General features: G+C 61.7%; 16 protein-coding genes. 12 read left to right on the forward strand and 4 right to left on the reverse strand.

Features of this window, described 5'->3' with window-relative positions; genetic code table 11:
* Positions 1-4,129, forward strand: a 4,129-nt coding sequence (locus G542_RS0112110; protein WP_027824250.1) for an immunoglobulin-like domain-containing protein, incomplete at its 5' end; no start/stop codon positions are given.
* 60 nt (positions 4,130-4,189) lie between these two features.
* Here the strand turns inward: G542_RS0112110 and G542_RS0112115 are convergent.
* Together G542_RS0112115 and G542_RS0112120 are read right to left on the reverse strand one after the other, a co-directional pair.
* On the reverse strand, positions 4,190-6,091 hold the full coding sequence (locus G542_RS0112115) for a bifunctional diguanylate cyclase/phosphodiesterase (RefSeq protein WP_027824251.1): 1,902 nt from the start codon (positions 6,089-6,091) through the stop codon (positions 4,190-4,192).
* Between the two features lie 10 nt (positions 6,092-6,101).
* Complete coding sequence (locus G542_RS0112120; RefSeq protein ID WP_012698357.1) at positions 6,102-6,758, reverse strand: transglutaminase-like cysteine peptidase; 657 nt, start codon at positions 6,756-6,758, stop codon at positions 6,102-6,104.
* Positions 6,759-6,900: 142 nt separating this feature from the next.
* Between G542_RS0112120 and G542_RS0112125 the strand changes: the two genes are divergently transcribed.
* The gene (locus G542_RS0112125) at positions 6,901-8,433 is read left to right on the forward strand and encodes a TolC family outer membrane protein (protein WP_444542967.1); all 1,533 of its coding nucleotides are present in this window, start codon (positions 6,901-6,903) and stop codon (positions 8,431-8,433) included.
* Positions 8,434-8,487: 54 nt separating this feature from the next.
* On the opposite strand, the gene G542_RS0112130 is transcribed toward G542_RS0112125, so the two are convergent.
* Positions 8,488-8,904 (reverse strand): MaoC family dehydratase, encoded by a 417-nt coding sequence (locus tag G542_RS0112130; protein ID WP_012698355.1) that lies wholly within the window; start codon positions 8,902-8,904, stop codon positions 8,488-8,490.
* 226 nt (positions 8,905-9,130) lie between these two features.
* Between G542_RS0112130 and G542_RS0112135 the strand changes: the two genes are divergently transcribed.
* The 9 genes from G542_RS0112135 to G542_RS0112175 all read left to right on the forward strand — a co-directional run bounded on the left by G542_RS0112135 (position 9,131) and on the right by G542_RS0112175 (position 21,313).
* The gene (locus tag G542_RS0112135; protein WP_027824253.1) at positions 9,131-9,880 is read left to right on the forward strand and encodes an electron transfer flavoprotein subunit beta/FixA family protein; all 750 of its coding nucleotides are present in this window, start codon (positions 9,131-9,133) and stop codon (positions 9,878-9,880) included.
* Between the two features lie 3 nt (positions 9,881-9,883).
* The gene (locus G542_RS0112140; protein WP_012698353.1) at positions 9,884-10,819 is read left to right on the forward strand and encodes an electron transfer flavoprotein subunit alpha/FixB family protein; all 936 of its coding nucleotides are present in this window, start codon (positions 9,884-9,886) and stop codon (positions 10,817-10,819) included.
* Between the two features lie 130 nt (positions 10,820-10,949).
* Positions 10,950-12,734, forward strand: a complete 1,785-nt coding sequence (locus G542_RS0112145) for an acyl-CoA dehydrogenase C-terminal domain-containing protein (protein WP_012698351.1) — start codon at positions 10,950-10,952, stop codon at positions 12,732-12,734.
* A gap of 116 nt (positions 12,735-12,850) precedes the next feature.
* Complete coding sequence (locus G542_RS0112150) at positions 12,851-14,890, forward strand: LTA synthase family protein (RefSeq protein WP_027824254.1); 2,040 nt, start codon at positions 12,851-12,853, stop codon at positions 14,888-14,890.
* A 191-nt stretch (positions 14,891-15,081) separates the two neighbouring features.
* Positions 15,082-16,212, forward strand: coding sequence for a glutamine-hydrolyzing carbamoyl-phosphate synthase small subunit (gene carA / locus G542_RS0112155; protein ID WP_027824255.1), 1,131 nt, complete (start codon positions 15,082-15,084; stop codon positions 16,210-16,212).
* A gap of 95 nt (positions 16,213-16,307) precedes the next feature.
* On the forward strand, positions 16,308-16,970 hold the full coding sequence (leuE, locus tag G542_RS0112160; protein ID WP_027824256.1) for a leucine efflux protein LeuE: 663 nt from the start codon (positions 16,308-16,310) through the stop codon (positions 16,968-16,970).
* Between the two features lie 30 nt (positions 16,971-17,000).
* Positions 17,001-20,207 (forward strand): carbamoyl-phosphate synthase large subunit, encoded by a 3,207-nt coding sequence (carB, locus tag G542_RS0112165; RefSeq protein WP_027824257.1) that lies wholly within the window; start codon positions 17,001-17,003, stop codon positions 20,205-20,207.
* Positions 20,208-20,361: 154 nt separating this feature from the next.
* Entirely contained in the window at positions 20,362-20,838 is a 477-nt protein-coding gene (gene greA, locus G542_RS0112170) for a transcription elongation factor GreA (protein WP_012698346.1), read from the forward strand.
* A 34-nt stretch (positions 20,839-20,872) separates the two neighbouring features.
* Positions 20,873-21,313 (forward strand): DUF4149 domain-containing protein, encoded by a 441-nt coding sequence (locus G542_RS0112175; protein WP_051190048.1) that lies wholly within the window; start codon positions 20,873-20,875, stop codon positions 21,311-21,313.
* Between the two features lie 73 nt (positions 21,314-21,386).
* Here the strand turns inward: G542_RS0112175 and yhbY are convergent, their stop codons facing one another.
* A complete protein-coding gene (gene yhbY, locus G542_RS0112180; RefSeq protein ID WP_012698344.1) occupies positions 21,387-21,707 on the reverse strand; it encodes a ribosome assembly RNA-binding protein YhbY in 321 nt (106 codons plus the stop codon).
* Between the two features lie 43 nt (positions 21,708-21,750).
* Here yhbY and G542_RS0112185 point away from each other — a divergent pair, with 43 nt between their 5' ends.
* Positions 21,751-22,368 (forward strand): RlmE family RNA methyltransferase, encoded by a 618-nt coding sequence (locus G542_RS0112185; protein ID WP_027824259.1) that lies wholly within the window; start codon positions 21,751-21,753, stop codon positions 22,366-22,368.
* The last annotated feature ends 16 nt before the right edge of the window (positions 22,369-22,384 follow it).

The following is a 22,384-nucleotide window of genomic DNA, read 5'->3' on the forward strand; positions in this document are numbered from 1 at the left end:
CGTCACCACCACCGGCACGGTCAGCAACAGCGTGACCGACAACGGCACCGTGACGAATGTCACCCTGAGCTCGGTCACCAACGGCCAGACCGTCGCCGAAGGCGGCAGCATCACCTACACCGTCAGCACCGACCATGCGGTGACCGGCAGCCCGCTGGTGGTGACGCTGAGCAACGGCAGCAAAGTCAGCATCCCGAACGGAGCCAGCAGCGGCAGCGTCACCGTCGGCGTGCGGAGCGACGACGCCTACAGCCAGGGGCCGGAACAGCAGAACGTCAGCATCAGCGGCACCAGCGGCGGCAACTTCGAGAGCGTCACCACCACCGGCACGGTCAGCAACAGCGTGGTTGATGACCATGATGTAGTGTATGCCCAGATCAATGTGGACAAGAGCAGTGTGGCAGAGGGCGGCACACTGACCTATACGGTCAATCTGGTTGATGAGAATGGCAAAGCAATCAGTGTTCCGGCCGACAAGTCGGTGACCGTTGACCTGCTCTGGAGCGGGCCGGCTGCCTCGGGGACCGATACCAGTCAGTTGCCTGCGCAAGTGACTTTGACCGGAAGCAGTCAGACCAGTTTTACGGTTGCCGCGCTGGATGATTACCTCAAGGAAGGTTCGGAAGCGCTGGTAGCAACCCTGACCAAGGTGACGGATGTCCATGGCAGCTTTGAAGGGGTTGCCCTGGGGACCAAGGTTGCAACCAGTGCCATTACCGATGAGCTGAATCCCGGCACGGAAGATACGGTGTATGCCCGGATCAGCGTGGACAAGGGCAGTGTGACTGAAGGTGGCAGCCTGACCTATACCGTCAGCCTTGTGGACAGCCAGGGAAAACCAGTCACGGTCGAAGCCGGAAAATCCGTGACGGTGGACCTGAACTGGAGCGGTACGGCATCCGGTGGTGCAGATACCAGCGAGCTTCCGAAAAATGTCACGATTACGAGCGGTAGCCAGACCAGCTTTACCGTCCAGACCGTGGACGATACCCAGACGGAGAGTACCGAGTCCCTGACAGCCACCATTGTTTCGGTCAGTCGCAATACCGCGTTTGAGATTGCCGCAGTGGCAGGGCAGGGCAACAACACGGCGACCAGCAATATCCTGGACAATGATGCTGCACCGACCGTCATTGTCAGCAAGCCTGCTGTGGTATCCGAAGAAGGGCTGCCAAAGGGCCTGCCTGACCAGTCCGGTACTCCCGATACGACTGACTCGGTTCAGGCCATTGGCAAAATCAGCATTGGTGACGTGGACTCGAATACCTTGACAGTCTCGTTGTCAGGGCCAGCCGGGCTGACATCTGGCGGAGCCGAGGTGAAATGGTCGTGGGATGGCGCCAGCAATACCCTGACCGGCTACACCGAGGCCAACGGGGTGAAGGCCAGCGTCATGGTGGTGGCACTGACGCCGCCGGATACGGGCAGCAAGGGTGACTGGTCCTACAGGGTGGAGCTCAAGGCACCTCTGGATCATTCCGCCCCCGTTGCACCGGTCAAAGGGGACGAAAATACCCGGGCGTTTGATGTCAGCATCAAGGTATCCGACGGGCAGACCACTACAACGGCACCTTTGAACATCACGGTTGAAGATGACATGCCTGTTGTGGCCAACACCAGCCAGACTGTTTCGTTGCCGCCCCAGGATACCAACCTGCTGCTGACACTGGATGTGTCCGGCAGCATGAATGATCCGTCGGGCGTCAAGGATGCCAACGGCAAAGATCTGAGCCGGCTGGCTCTGGCCAAACAGGCAATCAGCCAGTTGCTGGACCAGTATGATGCGCTGGGAGACGTCAAGGTCCAGCTGGTTAAATTCAGCGAAGGCGGTTCCGTCCAAAGCAATAACTGGATGACTGTTGCTGAAGCAAAAGCAGCACTTGCCGGCATCGCCAAGGGCGATGGCGGCACCAATTACGATGAGGCCCTGGACCTGGCCCGCCAGGCATTTGCCAAGCCAGGTCAGCTGGACGGTGCAAAGAATGTGTCCTACTTCTTCTCGGACGGAGATCCCACACTCTCGAACAGCGGGCAAAAAAACAACTCGGGTGCCACGGTCGATCCGGACAAGGGCGACGGCATCGATGCCACCGAGCAGAAATCCTGGGAGGCATTCCTGACGAACAACAACATCCTGTCTCATGCCATCGGGCTGGGCCAGGATGTGAAGTCGACGTATCTTGAGCCGATTGCATACAACGGAACTGGAGGTGGGCAGGAAAATCCGGCTGTGGTCGTTACCAATCTCGGGCAGCTGCCGGAGCCGCTGCGCGATACGGTGGTCACGCCGCTGGCCGGCAATCTGCTGGCCGGTAACGGTACCGGCATGGGAGCAGATGGCGGTTTCATCAAGAGCATTGTGGTGGACGGAACGACTTACTCTTTTGACCCGAAAAACGGTGGCAGCTTCTCCATCACGGGTTCAGGCAGCGGCCGTTTCGATTCGACCGAGCATGCATTCACGATCCAGACTGCTGCCGGTGGCAAGCTGGTCGTGGACATGGATACAGGAGACTACCTCTACAGTGCGCCGGTGATCACGGGCAGCAGCAAGGTTGAGAAAGTCAATTTTGTCGTTCAGGATTTCGATGGAGACCAGGCCAGTGCTTCGCTGGGCATCACCATCCAGCCCCAGCAGCCGGTCATCCAGCTCACCAGCACGACAGTCGCTCTTGGTAAAGCGTCTGGCCTGATGGGAGAGTATTTCGGCTACAACGACAACCGGACCGGAACGCCTTCCGATAGTGCCTATCCGTCGAAAAACTCGGCCGTCCGGCTGCATTCTGACGATGGCAGTGCAAAGTATGACAGTCAGCAGACGGCCAACCTGGACAGCCTGTCGGACATTGAGCACATCATCGAGGGGCGCAACAACAACCCTGACCTGATCGGCAGTGCCAAGTGGTCCAGTCCGAATGCTGCTGATGCCACCTTTGTCGTCAATCAGGTTGATTTCGGCCTGACTTCCAGCGGCGATGCCAAGTTCTCCAATAATCTGGGCAACAACCAGAAGGTGACTGCCGGCAACATGATTTCCAGCGGTGACAACAATCTGGTCAGTTTTCTGGATGGTCATGCAAGCAACATCACGGCAACCGGTGGTGGTCTGGGTAATACCACTGATGCAATCATCCGGGCCGTGGGTTTTCTGGCCGTCGATGGCGGCATGTACGATGTCAGGGTGACTGCTGACGACGGCTATCGCCTCTACATCAATGGTTCCAGCGTGCTGGAGGCAGACTACATCCAGTCTACGGCAACCAAAACCGTCAGCGGTGTCAGCCTGTCCGGAGGATTGTTGCCGATCGAAATCCTCTACTGGGACCAAGGGGGGGCAGCAACATTGCGGATTGAAATGAAGCCGTCCGGCGCTGCCGACAGTGCCTACAAGGTCTTGGGCAGTGACGGCCTGAACCTGTTTGCACCCAACGCTGACGGGACGGCAACTTTCTCGCTGGGAGAATTGCAGGACCTGGTGCAGGTGAATGGTACCTACCAGGTTCGTACCGGCCAGAGTTACGTGGGGGACCAGGGCGACAATGTCGTCAACGGCAGTGACGGCAAGGACAGCCTCTCCGGCGGAGCCGGCAATGACACGCTTCACGGTGGCGCCGGTAATGACAAACTGTACGGTGGTGAAGGAGATGACCGGCTGTTTGGTGACCAGGGCTCGGACCTGATCCAGGGTGGAGCAGGCAATGACATCCTGACCGGTGACGGTACGGGGCTGACCAGCGGCTGGGGAACCGATATCTTCAAGTGGACCCTGGGGGATCAGGGCGATCCCGGGAAGCCCGCACACGATGTCATTACCGATTTTGGTGCCGGAGGTGTCAAGGACGTACTGGACCTGCGCGACTTGCTGCAAGGTGAAACCCATACCGGAAACGACGTGGGCAACCTGCTGAACTACATGCACTTCAGCAAGCAGGCCGATGGCAGCACGCTGATCCAGATCAGCCATACCGGTGGCTTTGGCAGTGACGGTTATCAGGCAAACGAAGCGTCCAGGGTGACGCAGGAAATCGTGCTGAAAAACGTCGATCTGGTCAGCAATGGCTCGGGCAGCTTCTCCGATACCGAGATCGTCAAAAAGCTGTTGAGCAACGGTAATCTGGCGGTCGACTGAGACCTGATGGTGTGACAAAAAAGCCGCCCCGGACCGGGGCGGCTTTTTCATATACCGGAATTACGGCGTCACGGCAGGCCCGGTCAACCCGTCTACGCCCAGCTCGATCAGGGTTGCCAGATCTTCCGGACGGCTGACACCCTTGGCGATCAGCTCGACCGACATCAGGCCGGTCATGCGCAGCAGGCCGCGCAGCAGGTTTTGCCGGCCGGCATCCTGGTCAATGTCACGCGTCAGGCTCCCGTCAATCACCAGATAGCTGATGCCGCTGCTGTTGAGCCGCGCCACCAGTTCCAGATTGTGTCCAAGGATTTCGACCGCTACCCGGTGACCCAGCATGCGGATGGCCTGACTGAAGGCCAGGAATGCCTCCCAGTGTTCGGTCAGACCGATCTCGTGGAATTCAAACGACAGCTGTAATCCGCGGACGGAGCCCAGGGATTCGGTTATGCAAGGCAGGAACCGGGGATGAGCCAGCGAGGCCGGCGAAAGGTTGATGGCGCGTACGGGCCCGACATCGTGGGCTTGCAGGGCGCAATGCAGGGCTGCCAGGTCAGGCAGGTGGGTCAGGTTCAGGCGCAGGCTGTGCGACAGCAGGCGCAAGGCATTGATTGCGGGCTCGCTGCCCTGGGCCGGGCGATACAGCATGCCTTCCTGCCAGCGCACTTGCCGGTCGCGGCCGATGACCGGATACCAGCGCAACTGGAGTTCATGCTGCCGGCAGGCGGTTTCGATCAGTTCCCGCCAGTCATGTTCGCTGCTGACCGGTACGGCATTGCTGCTGTCGAGCTGCCAGCGGTTGACGCCTTGTGCCTCGGCTTGGGTCAGGGCATGGTTGGTACGCCCGAGCAAGGCGGGCAGGCTTTCTCCCGGAGCGAACGGAGTCAGCCCCATGTGCGCAACATTTTCCTGGTCGGACAGGCCCATCTGCTGGCAGAGCGCCAGCTCACCCGCCAGCTGGCGGGCGAGGGATTCTGCCTGTGTCTGGTCGATTTCCGGGCACAGCAGGGCGAAATCGGCGCCGCGCAGGCGGGCAGCAAGTCCATGGCGCCCACGCTGGCTGGCCTGTTCCAGCAGCTGGGCCAGGTGTTTCAGCAAGGCATCAGCCCGCTGGCCACCCAGTCGCTGGTTCAGCTCGGTGAGACTGGCTGCACGCAGCAGCAGCAGCCAGCCACTGGCTCCGCCTTCCTGGGCCTGAAGGCTGGAGTAGGTCTGCTCCAGTGCCTCGCGGTTGGCCACTCCGGTCGTCCGGTCGGTCAGCCGCTCGCGGCGCAGTGTGTCCACTTCGCGGGTCAGCCCGGCCAGATAGCTTTGCAGGTGGGCCACCATACGGTTCATGGCCTGGACCACTTGGGCCAGCTCAGGGACGGGCGGTTCGGGGATCTGGAAAAAACGGTGGTTGCTGATGGCCTGGGCCTGTTCGGTGACCCGGTTCAGGTCACTGCGCAGCCGCAGGATGCTGCGCGAACCGATCGCACCGGTGACCAGACCTGCCAGCAACAGCCACATCAATGTTTGCAGCAGGCTTTTTTGCAGTGAGGCGTAGGCTACACCGGGATCGGTTTCAACCAGAATGTCACCCGCCTGCATCCAGCCGGCATTGATCATGGCCCGGCCGGGCTGCGGACGCAGCTCCAGCAGGCGGGGTAGCCAGCCGGGTTCCTGGGTGCTGCGCTGGCGTTCTACCCGGACCTGCCCGGTGCTGCTCTGCCAGCGGATCAGGCTGTAATGACCCTGGTCGAAAGTAGCGCTGATCAGCGTTTCGGCCATGACCGGCTCGGCACGCTGCTGACTGACCATCAGGGCCAGCGAGTTGGCGGTATTGGCATTCTGCGCGGTCAGCTGTTGTTCCAGATAGCTGCGGGCATTCATGAGATTGGCCAGCAGCGTGCCGCTGAAAGCGAGAAATACCAGCAGCAGCAGCAGCAACCACAGGCGTTGGATCAGGGTTGGATGTTTCATGCGGGATTCCTCAGTAGCGAAAGCCTTCGTTGCGCGCGCGCGTCAGCAGGTCTTGCCAGCGCGTCAGGCGCTCGGCTCCGCTGCGGACAGTATTGCCAATCCAGACACTGCTGGCATTGAAGCTGAAAACAGGGATCAGGTCCGGGCGTTCGGAGGCAGGCAGGATGGTGGTCAGGAGGTTGTCAAGAATCAACGGTTCGGCATCCGGTGCCGGGTAGTAGGCCACAACCATGTGAGCCTGGGTCACGTTGCTCTGGGCTCCGCCGATGCGGGCCTTGACGTAGACCAGCCGGAGCTTGTCGGCCGGGATGTTGAGTGCCCGGAGCGAGAGGTATTTGGCAATCGAATAGTCTTCGCAGTCGCCCGCGCCCTTGCTGAACATTTCCAGTGGCGTGGCCCAGTAGTCGGATTTTCCCCAGATTTCCATGTCGTCGCGGAACTGGATGCGCCGGTTCAGGAACTGGTTGACCAGTTTGAGCTGCTCGGCCTCGCCGGCACTGCTGGCCGTACGCATGACGTCGGTCCATTCCCGGTAGATCTGTTGCGCACGCGGGCCATAGCGTGCTGCGGTGGCTTCGTTGGGAATGTCCAGCGCCCAGCTGAGCCAGGCGCAGCACAATGCCAGCAGCAGCAATGGTGTCACAAGCAGGCGGGATAGGCGCGACATGGTCAGGGGCTCTGGGGTAGGAACAGAAAAACGGCCGCTATGCCGGCGATTACATTTGAAACCTTTTGAAATTGTCGTAATCCATTTTGCATCTAGAATGCTTTATAGGTTTTATTGTCTGGTGACGAGGTGGATGGTGACAATGTCTTTTCTGAAAAAGACGGTATTGGTGGCAGGATTGATGGCGGCGTGGCTGCCGGTCGTCAACGCTGCCGGTATTCGCGAAGCGGTGGAAAAAACCGTGCTCCATAATCCGGAAGTGCGGTTCCGCTGGCATGAGTTCCGTTCCGCGGCCGAGGAAATGGGCGTGGGGCGGGCCGGTTATTTTCCCACCCTTGATGTCGGGTATTCCGTCGGAAATGACAATATCAATGAGCCGCTCAGCCAGAACGGACCTCGCGTCAAAGAGCATTACACGCGCAAGGGCTGGACTGCCAATCTGACCCAGAACCTGTTTCAGGGGTTCCAGACGCTGAATACCGTACGGCAGCTGGAGTATGGCAAGCGCAGCAAGTATTTCGATTTCCTGTCCGTCACTGATGCACAGGCCCTTGAAGCTGTCCGGGCCTGGCTGGATGTGCTGCGCTATCGCCAGCTCGTTGAACTGGCCCGTGACAACTATGCCACGCACAAAGGCATTTACGAGCAAGTGCGGGAGAAAGTGAACGCAGGAGTTGGCCGGCGCGTGGACTTGGAGCAGGCCAATGGTCGTCTGGCCTTGGCTGAGGCCAATCTGATCACCGAGTCGTCCAATCTCAATGATGTCAGTGCACGCTATTTCCGGCTGGTCGGCGAGGCTCCGCCGGTCGACATGAGCCCCATGCCTTCCTTGGCAAGCAAGCTGCCGGCCGGGAATGATCTGATCAGCATGGCGACACAGCACAATCCGTCGTATCTGTCGGCCTTGGACAACATCCGGGCCAGCCGCAGTGAGGTGCACGTTCGGCGCGGTGCATTTTCTCCTACGCTTGACCTGAGGGCCAGCAAGCAGCTGGGCGACAACTTGGGAACCTACGAAGGGCGCTATGACCGCAGCCTGGTCGAGCTGGTATTCAACGTCAATCTGTCCCGTGGCGGAGCGGACAAGGCTCGGCTTGAAGTGGCTGCGCAGCGCCTGAACAGTGCCTTGGACCTGCGTGACAAGGCATGTGTGGACATGCGCCAGACCGCCGTGATTGCTTACAACGATGTGCGCAAGCTCAAGGAGCAACTGGGAGCCCTGCGTCAGCACCGGCTGTCGACCGAGAAGGCCCGTGATGCCTATCGTCGCCAGTTTGACATCGGCCAGCGTTCGCTGCTGGATCTGCTGGACAGTGAAAACGAGCTGTTTGATGCTAGCCGCTCGCTCGTCAATGCCGAAATGGACGAGCAACTGGCGCAAGCCCGGGTACTTGCCGCAATCGGAACCCTTCTGCCGGCGCTGGACCTCAAACCCATTGAAGAATTCAACTACCCAGACGAAGCAAGCCGGGCCGAGGTGGCCAGTTGTGCGACCGACTACACGCCACCGGCACCTCTGGATCGTGATGCGATTCCGGCCAAGTCCTATACTGCCCTGACAGCCGTGGTCCCGGAAGACATGTCCGGTCCGGTCGGGCCTTTGGGCATACAGCCGGTCGTGCCTCCGGCCGACAAGCCTGTGAAAGGCCCTGCCGATACTGGCAGGAAAAAATAACAGTGTTGTGAAAAAAGAACGCCCGGAATACCGGGCGTTCTTCTTGTCAGGTCATCAGCCCCGGCGTGGCGGCATGACAACAGCTTCACCTTCCAGTACCAGGGTATCCTTGACCCAGCACTCGGTCTTGAAGGTTACGCGCTTTTTTTCCACATCAATGACACTGACGGTGCAGCGTGCGGTAACGGTATCGCCGATCCGCACCGGAGCCTTGAACTTGCAGCTGTTCGACAAAAAAATCGTCCCTTCTCCCGGCAGGCGTGTTCCCAGGATGGTGGAGATGAAGCTGGCCGTCAGCATGCCGTGGGCAATGCGGGTTTTGAAGAGGGTGTTTTCCGCATATTCGGCATTCAGGTGTACCGGGTTGTTGTCACCGGAAACAGCGGAAAACAGCAGAATGTCAGCTTCGGTGATGGTCTTGCCGTAGTCGGCCGACATGCCCGGTTGCAGGTCTTCCAGATACACGCTCATGGTCTCTCCTTGAATTCAGTGTCAAATTGTCTGACTCGTTTGTTGCAGTTGCACATTTTTGCATATTAACATGCCATTGTTTTGCCTTTTGTCAGGCTGAATCTCAAGCGAGCAATTGTCTGCCAAGGCAACTTGAGGTATAAATTCAAACGACTGTTTGAAGCCGTAAGGCGTGGGCCCGCGTCGATACCACTCATTCGGCGCACACTGATACTGCTGGAGGAATATGAAAGCGTTAGTCGCCGTCAAGCGCGTTGTGGATTACAACGTGAAAGTCCGCGTCAAGGCGGATGGAACCGACGTGGATATTGCCAACGTCAAGATGTCGATGAACCCGTTTGACGAAATTGCGGTTGAAGAAGCCGTACGTCAGAAGGAGGCCGGCAAGGTCAGTGAAATCGTGGTCGTCAGCCTCGGCGTCAAGCAGTGCGAAGAAACCTTGCGTACCGCTCTGGCCATGGGCGCTGACCGTGCCGTTCACGTCGAAACCGATGCCGAACTGCAGCCGCTGGCTGTCGCCAAGCTCCTGAAAAAGATTGTCGACAAAGAAGCACCCCGGCTGGTGTTTCTCGGCAAACAGGCCATTGACGACGATTCCAACCAGACCGGCCAGATGCTGGCCGCACTGATGAATGTCGGCCAGGGTACCTTTGCCTCCAGGGTTGACCTGTCTGCTGAATCGGTGACCGTTACCCGTGAAATCGACGGCGGTCTCGAAACCGTCAAGCTGGCCCTGCCGGCCGTGCTGTCTGTCGACCTGCGCCTGAACGAGCCGCGCTACGTCAAGCTGCCGAACATCATGGCAGCCAAGAAGAAGCCGCTGGAAAAAGTGTCTCCAGCCGATCTGGGCGTGGACATCGCCCCGCGCCTCAAGACCCTGAAAGTAGCCGAGCCGGCCAAGCGTTCGGCGGGCGTCAAGGTGGGTTCGGTTGCCGAACTGGTTGCCAAACTGAAGAACGAAGCAAAGGTGCTGTAAGCCATGGCCATCCTCGTTATTGCAGAACACGACAACGCCGCCCTGAAGTCGACAACCAAGAACACCGTTACCGCAGCGGCCCGGCTGGGTGGTGACATCCACGTGCTGGTGCTCGGAGCCGGTGCCCAGGCCGCCGCGGCCGAAGCCGCAAAGCTGGCTGGCGTCAGCAAGGTGCTGCTGGCTGACAACGCGGCCTTTGCCCACGGGCTGGCCGAAAACCTGGCACCGGCCATTGCCGGCCTGGCCAAGGACTACAGCCATGTGCTGGCACCGGCCACGTCCTTTGGCAAGAACGTCATGCCGCGTGTTGCGGCCCTGCTGGACGTCGCCCAGTTGTCCGACATCGTCGGCATCGAATCCGCCGATACCTTCGTGCGCCCGGTGTATGCCGGCAACGTGCTGGTGACCGTGCAGTCGAGCGATGCCGTCAAGGTGGTGACCGTGCGCGGAACGGCATTCGAAGCGGCTGCCGATACCGGCTCAGCCGCAGTGGAAGCCGTCAGCGTGGGGGCCGATACCGGCCTTGCCGCCTACGTGGGTGCCGAGCTGACCCAGTCCGACCGTCCGGAACTGACCGCAGCCAAGGTCATCGTTTCCGGTGGTCGCGCCCTCGGGTCGGCCGAGCAGTTCAAGGCCGTGGTCGAGCCGCTGGCCGACAAGCTGGGCGCTGCCGTGGGCGCTTCGCGCGCTGCCGTTGACGCCGGCTATGCCCCGAACGACTACCAGGTCGGTCAGACCGGCAAGGTGGTGGCTCCGCAGCTCTACATCGCGCTGGGTATTTCCGGTGCCATCCAGCACTTGGCCGGCATGAAGGACTCCAAGGTGATCGTGGCCATCAACAAGGACGAAGAGGCGCCGATTTTCCAGGTGGCCGATTACGGTCTGGTGGCCGATCTCTTTACCGCTGTGCCGGAGCTGATGGCCGAGCTGTCCAAGTAATGCCAGATCAAAGGGCCGCGCAGACGGCCCGGTGAGAACGAGGCGGCGTGATGCGGCGATCCGGTACTGGCGCTGCCGCCGCCTTTTGCTTTGCCCGTACGGGCTGCGTGAGAAAAACAGGAGCATCAAGATGAGCTACCAAGCCCCCCAGAAAGACATCCGCTTTGCTTTGGAGATGGGCGAACTGCCCGCCGTGTGCACGCTGCCGGGCTTCGAAGACTGCAACATGGAGCTGGCTGAAGCCATTACCGAAGAGGCTGCCAAGTTTGCCGAAGGCGTACTGGATCCGATCAACCGTGCGGGTGACAAGGGCAACACCTGGTCCGACTATGCCGTGACCACCGTTCCGGGATTCAAGGATGCCTTCACCCAGTTCTGCGAGTCGGGCTGGATGGGGCTGAAGTGTCCGGCCGACTTTGGCGGTCAGGGCCTGCCGGCCCTGCTGTCGATGGCCACCGAAGAAATGTGGAACGCTGCCAACATGTCGTTTGCCCTGGCGCCGATGCTGTCCACCGGTGCCATCGAGGCGCTGGAGCACAACGGTAGCGATGAAATCAAGGCAACCTACCTGCCGAAGCTGATTTCCGGTGAATGGGCCGGCACCATGAACCTGACCGAGCCGAATGCCGGTTCGGACCTGGCCCAGGTGCGCACCAAGGCCGTACCGCAGGCCGATGGCAGCTATCTCATCACCGGGCAAAAGATTTTCATCACCTGGGGTGAGCACGACATGACGGACAACATCGTCCATCTGGTGCTGGCCCGTTTGCCGGATGCTCCGGCCGGTGTCAAAGGCATTTCCCTGTTCGTGGTGCCCAAGTTCCTCGTCAATGCCGATGGCAGCCTCGGTGCCCGCAACGACGTCCGCTGCGTGTCGATCGAGCACAAGCTCGGCATCCATGGCAGCCCGACGGCTGTCATGAGCTTCGGTGACCAGGGGGGGGCAGTCGGCTATCTGGTCGGCGAGCTCAACAAAGGCCTGGCCCACATGTTCGTGATGATGAACAACGCCCGCATGGGTGTGGCGGTTCAGGGCATGGCCATCAGCGAACGCGCCTACCAGCAGGCGGTGGAATACGCGCGTGACCGCATCCAGTGCCGTGAACTGGGTAGCCGCGACCCGGCCAGCGTGGCGATCATCCGCCACCCGGACGTGCGCCGCATGTTGATGACCATGCGTGCCCAGATCGAGGCCCAGCGTCTCTTGACCTACGCGGCAGGTGCTGCGCTGGATCGTGCTGCCCGCCATCCGGTACCGGAAGAAAAGGCCCGTCAGCAGGCGCTGATCAATTTCCTGATCCCGATCGTCAAGGGCTGGAACACCGAGCAGTCCGTCGAAATCACCTCGCTGGGCGTGCAGGTGCATGGCGGCATGGGCTTTATCGAGGAAACCGGTGCTGCCCAGCATTTCCGTGATGCCCGCATCACGTCGATCTACGAAGGCACCACCGGCATTCAGGCCATGGACCTGATCGGCCGCAAGCTCGCCATGGAAAACGGTGCCACAGCCAAGGCGCTGCTTGAGGAAACCAAAGCGGTTGCCGGCAAGCTGGCAGGTCTGGGCAGCGACTTTGCCGTGTTCAAGGCCAATCTGGAAGCCGGTATTGTCCAGGCCGGCCAGTGCGTTGATTTCATCCTGGCCCGGTTTGCCAGCGAGCCGCAGCTGCCTGCTGCCGGTTCGGTGCCGTTCCTGAAGCTGATGGGCATCCTGCTGGGCGGCTGGCAGATGGCGCGTGCCGCCCTGGTGGCAGCCGAGCGTCGCGCCGATCCGGCCGCGGACGTGGCGTTCTACGAAGCCAAGCTGGTAACGGCCCGCTTCTATGGCGAGCACATCCTGTCGCAGACATCCGGGCTGGCTGCTGCCATCATTCAGGGTGGCGAAAGTGTGCTGGCGCTGGCGGACGACGCGTTCTGATCCGGCTTGCGCTGCATGTCCGACCCCGCTCCGGCGGGGTTTGTTGTTTGTAGACGAAAGGCGGGACTGACGATAATGTCCTTGGTCTTGATGTTTTGTGTGTTTGCGTTTTTGTCATGATCAGACGTGCAGAGTGGCTGTGGCTTCGGGCCTGGCAGGGCGGGATGGTGTTTGCGATGGCCTGGCTGGTGCTGGAGGGGATACGGCTGGCGCTGGTCCTCAGCTATCTTCCGCCGGCCAGTTCCGCGTCATGGTACGAGTGGGGGCAGGCGTTCTGGACCGGTGGGCGCTTTGATGCAAAGTGGCTGGCGATCTGGCTGTTGCCGGCATGGCTGGCGCTGGTGCTGGCAACGTGGTTGCCAAAGGTTCCGGCCGGATGGATTGACCGCTTTGTCATCCGGTGCTGGGTGCCGGTCGGCATTGCCGCCCTGCTGCTGCTGGGACTGGTCAATTATTTTTATTTCGGCTTTTACCAGTCGCCGATCAATGCCATCGTTTTCGGCCTGTTTGAAGACGATACCGTGGCCGTCTTGCAAACGGTCTGGCACGACTATCCGGTCATCCCGGGGGTGCTGGCCTGGCTGGGGCTGGTGGCCGGCATCCTGTATGGCGCCGCCAGGGTGGGCCGGAAACGGCCGCATATGCTGTCGGCCTGGCACAGGGCGGGGCTTGTCGTGATGACCCTGCTGCTGGCCGGTCTGGCGCGCGGCAGCCTGGGGACTTTCCCGTTACGGGATACCGATGCGGCAGTGGGGCGCGATGCCTTTGTCAACGCGGCGGTTCCCAACGGGGTGCAGGCACTCTATTCCGCCTGGCTTGACCGCCTTGCAACCGATCTGGGGCGGGACGAGTTTTCCGGTGTCCGGAGGCTCGGGTTTGCTTCGCCGCTGGAAGCGGCCCGGGTGTTGGGCTGGCAGGGCTCGCAGGATGAACTGCTGCGGACATTGCTGGCTGCCCCGCAGCCAGCTCCGCAGGCGCCGCGTCCGCATGTCGTGTTTGCCCTGATGGAGGCCTGGGGGCGGGAACTGATCGATGCCCATGAGCCTGGGCGCAACGATACCCTCGGGCGTCTGGCGCCGTTCTTGCAGCGTGATGATTATTTCCCGCATGCGATATCGGTGGAGCACGGTACGTTCCCGAGTCTGGAGGGGCTGTTGTTTGATACGCCGGTGACGCCGCTGACGCAAAGCCGCTACGGGCAGCAGCCGTTCAGTTTTGCGGTCACCCGGCCTTTCAAGGCGGCCGGCTACCGGGTGGTGTTCCTGACGTCCGGCAGCGGCAGCTGGCGGCATCTGGACCACAACCTGCTCCGGCAGGGGTTTGACGAGGTACTGGACCAGCAGTCGATCCGGCAGCGTTTTCCCGAAGCCGAGGCCGGTACCTGGGGAGTGCCGGACGACTACATGATGCGCTATGCCAGCGAACTGCTGGCCGAAGCCGACCGCAGGGGCGAGCACCTGCTGCTGTTCATGCTGTCGACCACCAATCACCCGCCGTACCATACTCCGGCCGGATATGCGCTCCGGCCGGTCGATCCGACGGCCCTGCCGGCGCACCGCACGCCGGATGCCGCCCTGGCTCGCAGCATTCTGGAAACCTACCAGTATGCCAATGACAGTCTGGGCGGTTTTCTGGAGCGGCTGGTTGCGGCACCGTGGGGGCAGCGGACCATCGTGGCAGCAACCGGTGACCACAATACACGCTCCATTTTCGAGTATCCCGATGCCAGCCGGCTGGATCTGGCCTACGGCGTGCCGATCCTGTTCCGGGTGCCGGCAGCCTTGCGTCCGGCCGATCCGGAGGTCGGGGCCTGGGCCAGTCACCGGGACATCTTTCCGACATTGCAGGCGCTGGCGCTGGGGATTGAACCGTCGCGTTTTGCCGGGCGCAATCTCTATGCACCAGGCGGGCCGTCAATGGCGACCAGCTTTGTCGCCGGCGAAGGCGGGCGGGGGCTGATGCTGGACCAGACCGGTGCTGTCTGGGGATTTGAGCGGCCAAGGCACCTGCTCTGGCGCGACGGCCGGCTGCAACCCGCGTCGGAACCCGTGCCGGAGCTGGAGGCTGCCGGCTTGCGCGCACGGGCCGGGATGGCCCTGGCGGACTGGCGGGTGCGCCATGCAGCCCTGCATCCACCGTCAACCGGGCAGGATTGATTTGATGACGTGTTCAATACAGAAATATTGGCAATGGCTTATTTGCGTTTTCAAACAATCATGTCGCTTGCGGGTAAATATGGCATTGAGATAGACTCTAAAAGTTTATCCGGACGGGGCGAGTGCTACGGCACGAAGGCCCCGTTTGTTGCGTCTGCAACACGAATTTGCATTACCCACAGGAGCCGCCCGTGTCTGACACTCCAGCTATCCTCGCCCTTGCTGACGGTACCGTTTTCCGGGGCCGGGCGATTGGCGCCACCGGCCTGACCGTTGGCGAAGTCGTGTTCAACACCGCGATGACCGGCTATCAGGAAATCCTGACCGATCCGTCGTATACCCGTCAGCTGGTGACGCTGACCTATCCCCATATCGGCAACGTCGGCGCCAACGCCGAAGACGTCGAGTCGCGCGGCGTGTTTGCCGCCGGCCTGATCATCCGTGACCTGCCGCTGACCCATTCCAGTTTCCGTGCGGCCGAGTCGCTGGGTGACTACCTGACCCGCACCGGGACAGTGGCCATCGCCGATATCGATACCCGCAAGCTCACCCGCATCCTGCGTGAAGGCGGTGCCCAGGCCGGCTGCATCATGGCCGGCGAGATTGACGAAGCCCGCGCAGTCGAGCTGGCCCGCGGTTTTGGCAGCATGGCTGGCCAGGACCTGGCCCGCGTGGTGAGCTGCGACGCAGCCTATCCGTGGCAACAGGCCGAATGGCGGCTCAAGGGCGGTTACGTTGACCAGAGTGAGCCGAAGTACCACGTCGTGGCCTACGACTTCGGTGTCAAGTACAACATCCTGCGCATGCTGGCCGAACGCGGTTGCCGCATGACCGTGGTGCCGGCCACCACGCCGGCCGAAGAAGTGCTGGCGCTGAATCCGGACGGCGTGTTCCTGTCCAACGGCCCTGGTGATCCGGAGCCGTGCGATTACGCCATCAGTGCCATCCGCAGCCTGCTGCAAACCGGATTGCCGCTGTTCGGCATCTGTCTTGGCCACCAATTGCTGGGACTGGCCGCCGGTGGCCGCACCAGCAAGATGAAGTTCGGCCACCACGGTGCCAACCACCCGGTGCAGGACCTCGACAGCCGCCACGTGATGATCACCAGCCAGAACCACGGCTTCCAGGTGGACGAAACCAGCCTGCCGGCCAATGTGCGCGTGACCCATCGTTCACTGTTCGACGGTACGGTGCAGGGCATTGCCCTGACGGACCTCCCGGCGTTCAGTTTCCAGGGGCACCCGGAAGCCAGTCCGGGGCCGCATGACGTGGCGTATTTGTTTGACAAGTTTATTGCCCTTTTGGACGAGCGCGTGCGTTAAAGTCGTGAGCCGGGCCGCCTGCTGGCGGACCCGCTGACGATTGTGCACCTGCCGCCGGCCCGGCCGGCGGCGAACTCGGAAAGAAGGATGAAATCATGTTTGGCATCACCGACCTCGCCACCTACCTGATCGGCACCATCTTCATCGTGCTGCTGCCCGGCCCCAATTCGCTGTATGTCCTGTCGGTTGCGGCCGGACGCGGGCTCAAGGCCGGCTATCAGGGGGCTGCCGGCGTGTTTGTCGGTGACACGGTGCTGATGGTGCTGTCAGCCACCGGCATGGCCGCGATGCTCAAGGTCTACCCGGCGCTTTTCTGGGGACTGAAGGCGGCCGGGGCGGCGTATCTGGGCTGGGTCGGCATCCACATGCTGCTGTCAGCCTGGCGCAGCTGGCGGATTGCCGGTGGCTCAATGCGGGCGGCGGCGGCGGCCGTCGTGCCGGCGACCCAGGTCAGCTTCGGCAATCCGTTCCGCAAGGCCCTGACCATCAGTCTGCTCAACCCCAAGGCCATTCTGTTTTTCATCTCGTTCTTCATCCAGTTCGTCGACCCGGCCTATCCCCGTCCGGCGCTGACCTTTCTTGCGCTTGGCCTCATCCTGCAAGTGTGCAGCATGACCTACCTCACGGCCGTGATCCTGATCGGCAGCCGTGTGGCCGACTCCTTTCGCCAGCGCCGCCGCCTGTCGGCCGGCCTGTCCGGCGGAGTCGGCGCGCTCTTTATCGGTTTCGGCGTCAAGCTCGCCACGGCGAGTCTCTAGTACAACATTCGGAATCTTCGGGAAGCAGCCATGCCCAAACGTACAGACATCAAGAGCATCCTGATCATCGGCGCCGGTCCGATCGTGATCGGTCAGGCATGTGAATTCGACTACTCCGGCGCGCAGGCCTGCAAGGCGCTGCGCGAGGAGGGTTACAAGGTCATTCTGGTCAACTCGAATCCGGCCACGATCATGACCGACCCCAACATGGCCGACGTGACCTACATCGAGCCGATCACCTGGCAGATGGTGGCCAAGATCATCGAGAAGGAACGCCCGGACGCCGTGCTGCCGACCATGGGCGGCCAGACCGCGCTCAACTGCGCGCTCGACCTTGCACGCCACGGCGTGCTGGACCAGTTCGATGTCGAACTGATCGGTGCCTCGGTCGAGGCGATCGACAAGGCCGAAGACCGCGACAAGTTCAAGCTCGCCATGCAGAAGATCGGCCTCGAGTGCTCGCGCTCGAAGGTGGCGCACAGCATGGAAGAGGCCTTGACGATCCAGGCCGAGGTGGGTTTCCCGACCATCATCCGTCCGTCCTTCACCATGGGCGGCTCGGGCGGCGGCATCGCCTACAACCGCGAGGAATTCCTTGCCATCTGCGAGCGTGGTTTCGAGGCCAGTCCGACGCACGAACTCCTGATCGAAGAATCCATGCTCGGCTGGAAAGAGTACGAGATGGAAGTCGTGCGTGACCGCAACGACAATTGCATCATCATCTGCTCGATCGAGAACTTCGACCCGATGGGCGTGCATACCGGTGACTCGATCACCGTGGCGCCGGCCCAGACGCTGACCGACAAGGAATACCAGATCATGCGCAACGCCTCGCTGGCGGTGCTGCGCGAGATCGGGGTCGATACCGGCGGTTCCAACGTGCAGTTTGCCGTGCAGCCGGATACCGGCCGCCTGATCGTGATCGAAATGAACCCGCGCGTGTCGCGCAGCTCGGCATTGGCCTCGAAGGCCACCGGTTTCCCGATCGCCAAGGTGGCGGCCAAGCTGGCCGTCGGCTACACGCTGGACGAGCTCAAGAACGACATCACCGGTGGTGCCACGCCGGCTTCGTTCGAGCCGTCGATCGACTACGTCGTCACCAAGATTCCGCGTTTTGCCTTTGAAAAGTTCCCGCAGGCCAACGACCGCCTGACCACCCAGATGAAGTCGGTCGGTGAAGTGATGGCGATCGGCCGCAGCATCCAGGAGTCGATGCAGAAGGCCCTGCGCGGGCTGGAAACCGGCCTGTCAGGCTTTGATCCGCTGACGGACAGTCTGGATACCATCCGCGCCGAACTGGGCGCACCGGGGCCGGACCGCATCCTGTACGTGGCCGATGCCTTCCGCGCCGGCCTGTCGGTGGAGGAAGTCCAGGCGATTTCGGCCATCGATCCGTGGTTCCTCGTGCAGATCGAAGACCTGGTGCGGGACGAGCAGGCACTGGCAGGCCAGGCGCTGGCCGACCTCGGGCGTGACCGCCTGTGGCAGCTCAAGCGCAAGGGCTTCTCCGACCGGCGCCTCGCGCAGCTCCTGGGCGTCAGCGAGGATGACGTGCGCGACAGGCGCTGGGCGCTGGACGTGCGGCCGGTCTACAAGCGGGTGGATACCTGCGCCGCCGAGTTCGCCACCAGCACGGCCTATATGTACTCGTCCTATGAGGAAGAGTGCGAGGCCCGTCCGAGCGGCAACCGCAAGGTGATGGTGCTGGGCGGTGGCCCGAACCGCATCGGCCAGGGCATCGAATTCGACTACTGCTGCGTGCATGCGGCGCTGGCGATGCGCGAATCCGGCTTCGAGACCATCATGGTCAACTGCAACCCGGAGACCGTGTCGACCGACTACGACACCTCCGACCGTCTGTACTTCGAGCCGCTGACGCTGGAGGACGTGCTGGAAGTGTGCGCGGTGGAAAAGCCGTGGGGCGTGATCGTGCAGTATGGCGGCCAGACACCGCTGAAGCTGGCACGGGCGCTGGAGGCCAACGGCGTGCCGATCATCGGCACCACGCCGGACATGATCGATGCTGCCGAAGACCGTGAGCGTTTCCAGAAGCTGCTCAACGAACTGGGCCTGAAGCAGCCGCCCAACCGTACGGCGCGCGCGCCGCAGGAAGCCTTGCAGCTGGCCGAGGAAATCGGCTATCCGCTGGTGGTGCGTCCCAGCTACGTGCTGGGCGGGCGGGCGATGGAAATCGTGCATGAGCGCGCTGATCTCGAGCGCTACATGCGCGAGGCGGTCAAGGTATCCAACGACAGTCCGGTGCTGCTCGACCGCTTCCTGAACGACGCCATCGAAGTCGATGTCGACGCCATCAGCGATGGTACGGACGTGGTGATCGGCGGCATCATGCAGCACGTGGAACAGGCCGGGGTGCACTCGGGTGATTCGGCCTGCTCGCTGCCGCCGTACAGCCTGTTCCCGGCCATCCAGGACGAAATCCGCCGCCAGACCGTTGCCATGGCCCGGGCGTTGAATGTGGTCGGCCTGATGAACGTGCAGTTTGCCGTGCAGGGCGACACCATCTACGTGCTGGAAGTGAACCCGCGTGCCTCGCGTACGGTGCCGTTCGTCTCCAAGGTGACCGGCCAGAGCCTGGCCAAGATCGCGGCCCGCTGCATGGCCGGCCAGTCGCTGGCCGGGCAGGGCGTGACGGCCGAGGTGATTCCGCCGTACGTGGCCGTCAAGGAAGCCGTATTCCCGTTCATCAAGTTCCCGGGCGTGGACACCATCCTCGGGCCGGAGATGAAGTCGACCGGTGAAGTGATGGGCGTGGGTCGCAATTTTGCCGAAGCCTTCGTCAAGGCCCAGCTGGGCGCCGGCGACCGCCTGCCGCAAGGCGGCAAGGTGTTCATCAGCGTGCGCGACGCCGACAAGTCCGGCATCGTCGACGTCGCGCGCGAGCTGCAACGGGCCGGTTTCGGCCTGTGCGCCACGCGCGGTACGGCCAAGGTGCTGTCCGAGGCCGGTGTCGGTGTGCAGATCGTCAACAAGGTGACCGAGCACCGGCCGAACATTGTCGACATGATCAAGAACGGCGAAATCGCCATGGTGATCAATACCGTGGCAGAAAAACGCCAGTCGATTACCGACAGCCAGTCGATCCGCAGCAGCGCACTGCAAAACCGGGTGCCGCAATACACCACGCTGGCTGGCGCCCGCGCGGTGGCCCACGGGATTGCCACCACCGAAGCACTGGGGGTATACCCGCTGCAAGGGCTGCACGCCGAACTGGCCTGACCGGACGGGGCAACGCTTGGAAATTCCGGGCGTTTGCCGTTAGAATCAAACCAATTGTTGAATAGTCCAAAGCCGCCGTCCGCGTGACGGCGGCTTGCATTTTTGTCGCAGACGGCCGGGGATTCCGGCCGTTGCGCCGTGGAGAATATCCGTCATGATCAAAGTCCCGCTGACCAGGTTTGGTGCCGAACAACTCAAGGCTGAATTGCAGCAGCTCAAATCAGTGGCGCGTCCGGAAGTGATTGCTGCCATCGCCGAGGCACGCAGCCATGGCGACCTGTCCGAAAACGCTGAATATGATGCCGCCAAGGAGCGCCAAGGATTTATCGAGGGCCGGATTGCCGAGCTGGAAGGCAAGCTTTCCAATGCCCAGGTGATTGATCCGGCCGATCTGGATGCCGACGGCCGCATCGTGTTTGGTGCCACGGTCGAGCTGCTGGATCTGGAAACCGAAGACGAAGTGGGTTACCAGATCGTCGGTGACGACGAAGCCGACATCAAGCTGGGCAAGGTATCGGTCAATTCGCCGATCGCCCGGGCGTTGATCGGCAAGGAAGCCGGTGACACCGTAGAGGTGATGGCGCCGGGTGGTATCCGTGAATACGAAGTGCTCGACGTCAAATACATCTGATTGACTCGCGGCCCGCAGGCTGCCGGAGGGGGCGATGGACGGAGTGCTGGACTGGTCGCGGCGCGTGGCGCAGACGATCTGGATCGGAGGCGTCTGGACGATCGGGCTGATCGTGGCGCCCTTGCTGTTTTCCGCCCTGAGCCGGGATGTTGCCAGCGGCCTGACATGGCGGCTGCTGGGTACCATGGGCTGGGTCGGGCTGGTTTGTGCCGTGGTCCTGCTGGTTGACTGGCTGTGGCGGCATGGTCTGGCCGGCATGCGCGAAGGCGGATTCTGGCTGCTGTTGCTGATGCTGGCCTGCACGCTGGTCAATCACTTTGCCATCGCGCCGATGCTGGTCGGGCTCAAAGCCAGTGCAGCACAAGCGGCGACCGGGGTGTTTGGCGGTGGCTTTGCCACCTGGCAGGCCATTTCCAGCCTGTTGCTGCTGGTACAAAGCCTGTGCGGGCTGGTGTATGTCACCCGTACGGATTGACTGGCGGTGCTAAGCAAAGCAAAAGGCGCGGCCGGTAGGCTGCGCCTTTGCTGTCAGGCTGATGACCAAGGCATCAGGCGGCAGGTTTTTTCCGGCCGGAAGGCAGGCTGATGCGCTGTTTGTCGGACGGCCGGTAAATGACGAGCAGCTTGCCGATCATCTGGACCGGTGCGGCATCCAGGTCATCGCAGATTTGCCCGTACAATGCCGCGCGTACTTCGCGGTCGTCGCCGTGTACGCGCACCTTGATCAACTCATGGGCATCCAGATTGACGGCAATTTCGCGGATGACCGAGTCGCTCAAGCCATTGTTGCCAATCATTACCACCGGATTCAGCGCATGGGCCAGTCCCTTGAGATACTGTCGTTGTTCCGGGGTCAGTTCGATTCTCATTGTCTAATCTGCAAATATCGGTTTCAAAAGGCGATTTTACTGTATGGCCCGATCCAAGACCAGCGCGGCCTGGCTTAACGAACATGTTCACGACCACTGGGTGCACATGGCCCAGAAAGAGGGCTACCGTTCGCGGGCAGCCTACAAGCTGCTGGAAATCCACGACAAGGACAAGTTGCTGCGTCCGGGCATGACCGTGGCCGACCTCGGCTCGGCACCCGGCAGCTGGTCGCAGGTGGCTGCCGGCATCGTCGGCGACAGCGGCCGGGTGTTTGCCCTCGACCTTCTCGAAATGGCGGCCATCCCCGGCGTGGATTTCATCCAGGGCGATTTTCGCGAGGATGCCGTGCTGGAGCAGTTCGAAACCCTGCTGGCGGGGCGTCCGCTGGACCTTGTGATTTCGGACATGGCCCCCAATCTCTCCGGGATGGCCAGTATCGACCAGGTGCGGGCGGCTTATCTGTGCGAGCTGGCGCTGGATTTTGCGCGCAGCCATCTCAAGCCCGGCGGCGCGTTTCTGGTCAAGGTTTTCCAGGGCAGTGAATTCAATGACTACCTTGCCGCCATGCGGTCCGGTTTTACGCAGGTGCTCTCTCGCAAACCCAAGGCATCACGCGATCGTTCAGCCGAAATATACCTGCTCGGCAAGGGTTTGCGCTGACAGTGCCGGAAGGGCT

Origin of the sequence: Laribacter hongkongensis DSM 14985, from assembly GCF_000423285.1 — a bacterium.
GTDB classification, from domain to species: Bacteria; Pseudomonadota; Gammaproteobacteria; order Burkholderiales; family Aquaspirillaceae; genus Laribacter; species Laribacter hongkongensis.

Bases quoted from the DNA above. Each gene is read 5' to 3' on its own strand.
- G542_RS0112115 (WP_027824251.1), bottom strand. From the start codon at position 6,091: ATGAAACATCCAACCCTGATCCAACGCCTGTGGTTGCTGCTGCTGCTG.
- G542_RS0112120 (WP_012698357.1), bottom strand. From the start codon at position 6,758: ATGTCGCGCCTATCCCGCCTGCTTGTGACACCATTGCTGCTGCTGGCA.
- G542_RS0112125 (WP_444542967.1), top strand. From the start codon at position 6,901: ATGTCTTTTCTGAAAAAGACGGTATTGGTGGCAGGATTGATGGCGGCG.
- G542_RS0112130 (WP_012698355.1), bottom strand. From the start codon at position 8,904: ATGAGCGTGTATCTGGAAGACCTGCAACCGGGCATGTCGGCCGACTAC.
- G542_RS0112135 (WP_027824253.1), top strand. From the start codon at position 9,131: ATGAAAGCGTTAGTCGCCGTCAAGCGCGTTGTGGATTACAACGTGAAA.
- G542_RS0112140 (WP_012698353.1), top strand. From the start codon at position 9,884: ATGGCCATCCTCGTTATTGCAGAACACGACAACGCCGCCCTGAAGTCG.
- G542_RS0112145 (WP_012698351.1), top strand. From the start codon at position 10,950: ATGAGCTACCAAGCCCCCCAGAAAGACATCCGCTTTGCTTTGGAGATG.
- G542_RS0112150 (WP_027824254.1), top strand. From the start codon at position 12,851: ATGATCAGACGTGCAGAGTGGCTGTGGCTTCGGGCCTGGCAGGGCGGG.
- leuE (WP_027824256.1), top strand. From the start codon at position 16,308: ATGTTTGGCATCACCGACCTCGCCACCTACCTGATCGGCACCATCTTC.
- carB (WP_027824257.1), top strand. From the start codon at position 17,001: ATGCCCAAACGTACAGACATCAAGAGCATCCTGATCATCGGCGCCGGT.
- greA (WP_012698346.1), top strand. From the start codon at position 20,362: ATGATCAAAGTCCCGCTGACCAGGTTTGGTGCCGAACAACTCAAGGCT.
- G542_RS0112175 (WP_051190048.1), top strand. From the start codon at position 20,873: ATGGACGGAGTGCTGGACTGGTCGCGGCGCGTGGCGCAGACGATCTGG.
- yhbY (WP_012698344.1), bottom strand. From the start codon at position 21,707: ATGAGAATCGAACTGACCCCGGAACAACGACAGTATCTCAAGGGACTG.
- G542_RS0112185 (WP_027824259.1), top strand. From the start codon at position 21,751: ATGGCCCGATCCAAGACCAGCGCGGCCTGGCTTAACGAACATGTTCAC.